Consider the following 4,943-nt stretch of genomic DNA (forward strand, 5'->3'; position numbering starts at 1 on the left):
GGCGGCCGGCGTGCGGATGGCCGCGGGTTTCGGCGCCGGGCCGTTCCGGCTGTGGGCGCCTTGCGAAGTGGTCTGGGCCGAGGAGGACCGGCGGTCCGCCGGGTCCCGGCGCACCGGCTTCGGCTACGGCACCCTGCCCGGGCACCCCGAAAGGGGGGAGGAAAGCTTTGTCGCCGTGCTGGGGCCGGACGGGCAGGTGCGGTTCGAACTGTTCGCCTTCAGCCGGCACGCCAACTGGTTCTACACCGCTGGCGGCCCGGTGGCGGCCGCCTGCCAGCAGCTGGTCACCCGCAGGTACCTCTCGGCCGCCCGGAAGCTGGCATCTGGCAGGATGGAGCCATGATTTTCATCGTGGTGAAGTTCAAGGTCAGGCCCGAATACGCGGACAACTTTCCCGAGCTGGTGCGGGAATTCACCGAGGCGACCCGCGCCGAGCCGGGAAACCTTTGGTTCGACTGGTCCCGCAGCGTCGAGGACCCGCACGAGTACGTGCTTGTCGAGGCCTTCAAGGACGGTGCCGCCGAGGCGCACGTGAACAGCGAACACTTCAGGAAGGCGATGGCCGAGCAGCCGCAGTACCTGCAGCAGACCCCGCGGATCATCAGCCGCCAGATCGAGGGCGAGGACTGGGACGAGATGGGCGAAATGACCGTGGAATAGGGCACGGATACAGCGAAGGGCGCCCTTCCCGCACGGGAAAGGCGCCCTTCGTCCTGAGACCGGCGGTCAGGCGAAGTACTTCGGCAGGGTGCCCTCGTGCGCTTCCTTCAGCTCGGCCAGCGGCAGGCTGAACTTGCCCTGGAAATCCAGCGCCTGGTTCTCGGTGTCCACCACGCCGATGCGGATGTGCGCAAAGCCGCGCGCGGTGCACATGTCCGTGAACCGCACCTCCTCGCTGCGGGCCACGGCGACGACGGCGCGTGCCTGGGACTCGGAGAACAGCGCCGTGAACAGGTCCACGCCGTCGCGTTCGCACAGCTCGTCCAGCCCGATCCGGGCGCCGACGCCGAAGCGCAGCGCCATCTCGGCCAGGGCCGCGGCGAGGCCGCCCTCGGACAGGTCGTGCGCGGCGTCGACCATGCCGTCGCGCGAGGCGTTGACCAGCAGCTCGCCGAGCAGCTTCTCCGCGGCCAGGTCCAGCACCGGCGGCCTGCCGCCGAGGTGCCCGCGCAGGTTGGCCCACTCCGAGCCGTCCAGCTCGTCCCGGGTGGTGCCCATCAGGTAGATTGCCTGGCCGTCCTCGCGCCAGCCCGACGGCGTACGGCGGGCGACGTCGTCGAACCGGCCCAGCACGCCGACCACCGGGGTCGGGTGGATGGCCACGCCGCCGGTCTGGTTGTAGAGCGAGACGTTGCCGCCGGTGACCGGCACGCCCAGTTCCATGCAGGCGTCGGAGAGCCCGCGCACGGCCTCGGCGAACTGCCACATCACCTCGGGGTCCTCCGGGGAGCCGAAGTTCAGGCAGTCGGTGACCGCCATCGGCACCGCGCCGGCGGTGGCGACGTTGCGGTAGGACTCGGCCAGGGCCAGCTGGGCGCCGGCGTACGGGTCCAGGTAGGCGTAGCGGCCGTTGCAGTCGGTGGACAGGGCCACGCCCAGGCCGGTGGTTTCGTCCACGCGGATCACCCCGGCGTCGTCGGGCATGGCCAGCGCGGTGTTGCCGCGCACGTAGCGGTCGTACTGGTTGGTGATCCAGTCCTTGGCGCACATGTTCGGGGAGGCCATCAGTTCCAGCACCGCCGCCTTGAGCTCCTCGCCGGATGCGGGGCGGGAGGCAGCGGCGGCGGAACCGGCGAAGGAGTCCGCCTGCACGCCGTCGAGCCAGCCGGGCCGGTGGTACGGGCGCTCGTAGACCGGGCCCTCGTGGGCCACGGTGCGCGGGTCCACGTCCACGATGGTCTCGCCGTCCCAGTCGATGACCAGGCGCCCGGTGTCGGTGACCTCGCCGAGCCAGGAGAACTCCACGTTCCACTTGGCCAGGATCGCCTCGAACGCCTCGACGTTCTCCGGCTTGACCACCGCCATCATGCGTTCCTGGGACTCGGACATCAGGATCTCGCCCGGGGTCAGGGTCGGATCCCGCAGCAGCACGGACGTCAGTTCGATGTGCATGCCGCCGTCGCCGTTGGAGGCCAGCTCGGAGGTGGCGCAGGAGATGCCGGCGGCGCCGAGGTCCTGGATGCCTTCGACCACGGAGGCCTTGAACAGCTCCAGGCAGCACTCGATCAGTACCTTCTCGGCGAACGGGTCGCCGACCTGGACGGCGGGCCGCTTGGAGGGCTTGCTGTCGTCGAAGGATTCGGAGGCCAGCACCGAGGCGCCGCCGATGCCGTCGCCGCCGGTGCGGGCACCGAAGAGCACCACCTTGTTGCCGGTGCCGGAGGCGTTGGCCAGGCGGATGTCCTCGTGCCGCATGACGCCCACGGCCAGCGCGTTGACCAGCGGGTTGCCCTGGTAGACCGAGTCGAAGACCACCTCGCCGCCGATGTTGGGCAGGCCCAGGCTGTTGCCGTAGCCGCCGATGCCGGCCACGATGCCGTGGACCAGGCGGGCGGTGTCGGGGTGGTCGATGGCGCCGAAGCGCAGCGGGTCCATCACGGCCACCGGACGGGCGCCCATCGAGATGATGTCGCGCACAATGCCGCCGATGCCGGTCGCGGCGCCCTGGTAGGGCTCCACGAAGGACGGGTGGTTGTGCGACTCGACCTTGAAGGTCACGGCCCAGCCGTCGCCCAGGTCGGTGACGCCGGCGTTCTCGCCGATGCCCACCAGCATGTCCTTCTTCATGTCCTCGGTGACCTTCTCGCCGAACTGGCGCAGGTGGACCTTGGAGGACTTGTAGGAGCAGTGCTCGCTCCACATCACCGAGTACATCGCCAGCTCGGCGGCGGTGGGGCGGCGGCCGAGGATCTCGACCACGCGGTGGTACTCGTCCTGCTTCAGGCCCAGTTCGGCCCAGGGCAGCTCGGTGTCCGGGGTCTGCGCCGCATGCTCGACGGTGTCGATGTTGAACTTGCGTCCCTCGACGTGCTCGACGGCGGTGGCCGGGCCGCCGAAGTCGTGCGCGTGCTCGTTCCGGATCTCGGCCGGGGTGCCCAGCCGGCTCTGGACTCGCTGGTTAAGGTCGGTCATCAGTTGGCCCCCACGATCTTCTTCAAAACAGAGGTGAAAATGCCCAGCCCGTCCGTGCCGCCGCGCACGTCCACCGGGCCGAAGGCGGAGGAATCCGGGCCGAAACCGGCCTCGACGGCGTGCTCGGGGTGCGGCATCAGGCCGACGACGTTGCCCGCGGCGTTGGTGATGCCGGCGATGTCCCGGCGGGAGCCGTTGGGGTTCACGTCCACGTAGCGGAAGACCACGCGGCCCTCGCCCTCGAGCTCGTCCAGGGTCTTTTCATCCGCGACGTACTGGCCGTCCTGGTTCTTCAGCGGCACCACGATCTCGGTCCCGGCCGCGTACTCGGCAGTCCAGGCGGTGGAGTTGTTCTCGACCCGCAGCCGCTGGTCGCGGCAGATGAAGTGCAGGTGGTCGTTCTTGACCATCGAGCCGGGCAACAGGTGCGCCTCGGTAAGGATCTGGAAGCCGTTGCAGATGCCCAGCACGGGCAGCGAGCCCCGGGCGCCGTCGATGACCTGTTCCATCACCGGCGCGAAGCGGGCGATGGCGCCGGCGCGCAGGTAGTCGCCGTAGGAGAAGCCGCCGGGGAGGATGACCGCGTCGACAGCCTGCAGGTCATGCTCGCCGTGCCAAAGGCTGACGGCGGTGCCGCCGGCCAGGCGCACCGCGCGGGCGGCGTCGACGTCGTCGAGCGTGCCGGGGAAGGTCACGACGCCGATCCGGGCTCCGGACAGCCCGGCGTCGGGGGCGGGCGAGAAGTCGCCGATCAGGGGGGTCTCGCTCATTACTCGCCGACTCCGATGGTCGCGTCCTTGACCAGTTCGACCCGGGTGACGTCCTCGATCACCGGATTGGAGAGCAAGGTGGTGGCGGCGTGGCGGGCCTGCTCCAGGATCTCCTCGGTGACCTCGCCGTCCACCGTCAGTTCGAACCGCTTGCCCTGGCGGACGGCGCTGAAGCCGGTCTGGCCCAGGCGCTGCAACGCCCCGGCGATTGCTTTGCCTTGCGGATCAAGGATCTCGGGTTTGGGCATGACGTCAACAATGATCCGGGGCATCCGGTAACTCCTGTGCTTGGGGCAGTTTGGATCTTCCAGGGAAGCTGGGCAGTCCCATTCTACCGGGCATACCATAGGCACATGGCCGAGAGACCCAAGTCAGTGCTGCTACCTTTCCTGGCCGCCGCCGTGGTCGCCGGACTGGGACGGATGGTGGCCGAGAAGATCAAACGCGACCGCCGGCTGCGCGCGGGCCGGCCGCCCCAAGGCTGACGGCCCGCACCTGCCGGCCGGCTGCCCGGGCAGTGTCCGCCCCAGGCCCGGGCTGCGGGGTCTCCGGGCCCTGCGGCCCGGAACGTGCCCGGAAGCTGTCATCGAGCAGCCGGCAACGGATCAGACGTCGGGGCCGAAGTTCCCGAACAGCGCCTGCATCGCCTGCCATTCGGCAATCCGGCAGCCGTCGGTCAGGGAAAACTCCTTGTCCACCGGTTTGCCGTTCAAGGTCCCGGTGACGCGTGCCTTCTGCGGCCCGCCGTACTGCTGGGTGCAGGCCCGGTTGGGATCCGGCAGCGCGAAGAAGACGGCCTCGCCGGACTTGGCCAGCGCCGCGCACGCCGCGGCCGGATCACTGACCGTGGAGGCGTCCGTCGGCCGCGAGTCGACGCATTCCAGGGTCTGCTCGGTGCTGCCGGTCACGCCCTGCGTGGACAGCACGATCTTCAGCTTGGCATCGGTCACTGCGGCTCCCCGGGTCGGTGGCTGGGCCGGCGGCGTGGGCGCCGGGCTCGACGGCGGCGCCGGTGGAGTGACCGGCGTCGAGGCAGGCGGT

Annotated in this window: 6 protein-coding genes; 2 read left to right on the forward strand and 4 right to left on the reverse strand. The window is 69.9% G+C overall.

The genetic code is table 11. From position 1 onward, the window contains the following. Both ACFQ36_RS20695 and ACFQ36_RS20700 read left to right on the forward strand, forming a co-directional pair. A partial coding sequence (locus ACFQ36_RS20695; protein WP_377017101.1) for a DUF1990 family protein occupies nt 1-343 on the forward strand: 343 nt, incomplete at its 5' end. Then, nucleotides 340-660, forward strand: a complete 321-nt coding sequence (locus ACFQ36_RS20700; protein WP_377017103.1) for a putative quinol monooxygenase — start codon at nt 340-342, stop codon at nt 658-660. The genes ACFQ36_RS20695 and ACFQ36_RS20700, both read left to right, overlap by 4 nt. 66 nt (nt 661-726) lie before the next feature. Here the strand turns inward: ACFQ36_RS20700 and purL are convergent, their stop codons facing one another. The 4 genes from purL to ACFQ36_RS20720 form a co-directional block, all read right to left on the reverse strand. After that, complete coding sequence (gene purL, locus ACFQ36_RS20705) at nt 727-3,132, reverse strand: phosphoribosylformylglycinamidine synthase subunit PurL (protein WP_377017105.1); 2,406 nt, start codon at nt 3,130-3,132, stop codon at nt 727-729. After that, complete coding sequence (gene purQ / locus ACFQ36_RS20710; RefSeq protein ID WP_377017107.1) at nt 3,132-3,902, reverse strand: phosphoribosylformylglycinamidine synthase subunit PurQ; 771 nt, start codon at nt 3,900-3,902, stop codon at nt 3,132-3,134. Before purQ ends, purL begins: the two co-directional genes overlap by 1 nt. After that, entirely contained in the window at nt 3,902-4,174 is a 273-nt protein-coding gene (gene purS, locus ACFQ36_RS20715) for a phosphoribosylformylglycinamidine synthase subunit PurS (RefSeq protein WP_377017109.1), read from the reverse strand. Before purS ends, purQ begins: the two co-directional genes overlap by 1 nt. A 333-nt stretch (nt 4,175-4,507) precedes the next feature. Then, nucleotides 4,508-4,852 (reverse strand): SSI family serine proteinase inhibitor, encoded by a 345-nt coding sequence (locus ACFQ36_RS20720; protein ID WP_377017111.1) that lies wholly within the window; start codon nt 4,850-4,852, stop codon nt 4,508-4,510. Nucleotides 4,853-4,943: the final 91 nt, after the last annotated feature.

This window comes from Arthrobacter sp. GCM10027362, assembly GCF_042679445.1.
Classification (GTDB): Bacteria; Actinomycetota; Actinomycetes; order Actinomycetales; family Micrococcaceae; genus Crystallibacter.

Bases quoted from the DNA above. Each gene is read 5' to 3' on its own strand.
- ACFQ36_RS20700 (WP_377017103.1), top strand. From the start codon at position 340: ATGATTTTCATCGTGGTGAAGTTCAAGGTCAGGCCCGAATACGCGGAC.
- purL (WP_377017105.1), bottom strand. From the start codon at position 3,132: ATGACCGACCTTAACCAGCGAGTCCAGAGCCGGCTGGGCACCCCGGCC.
- purQ (WP_377017107.1), bottom strand. From the start codon at position 3,902: ATGAGCGAGACCCCCCTGATCGGCGACTTCTCGCCCGCCCCCGACGCC.
- purS (WP_377017109.1), bottom strand. From the start codon at position 4,174: ATGCCCCGGATCATTGTTGACGTCATGCCCAAACCCGAGATCCTTGAT.